Source organism: Anaerococcus lactolyticus ATCC 51172 (genome assembly GCF_000156575.1).
Taxonomy (GTDB): domain Bacteria; phylum Bacillota; class Clostridia; order Tissierellales; family Peptoniphilaceae; genus Anaerococcus; species Anaerococcus lactolyticus.
The window spans coordinates 1-236 of sequence record NZ_GG666192.1 but is presented as its reverse complement, the minus strand read 5'-3'; the positions used below and the strand labels follow the sequence as shown (position 1 = coordinate 236).

Here is a 236-nt window from a genome sequence, read left to right as displayed (position 1 = left end):
CCGGCCTACCCTGGTGTGGCTCGGCATCCAGCAGTGGCGCGCCGCCGGCGCGCTGGATCTGCATGCGCTGNCGGGCAGCTNGCCGCGCCGCCNTCTGTTCCGCCGCGCGGTGCTGGTCAACCTGACCAACCCGAAAAGCATCGTGTTCCTCGCCGCACTGTTCCCGCAGTTCATCTTGCCCAATCAGCCGCAGGCCGAGCAGTATCTGGTGCTCGGCGTCACCACCGTGGTGGTGG

At 68.7% G+C, this 236-nt stretch carries 1 protein-coding gene; it reads left to right on the top strand.

The genetic code is table 11. The features are described 5' to 3' along the window. Positions 1 to 13 precede the first annotated feature (13 nt). On the top strand, positions 14 to 236 hold a 223-nt coding region (locus tag HMPREF0072_RS11725), incomplete at its 3' end, for a LysE family transporter (protein ID WP_438829779.1).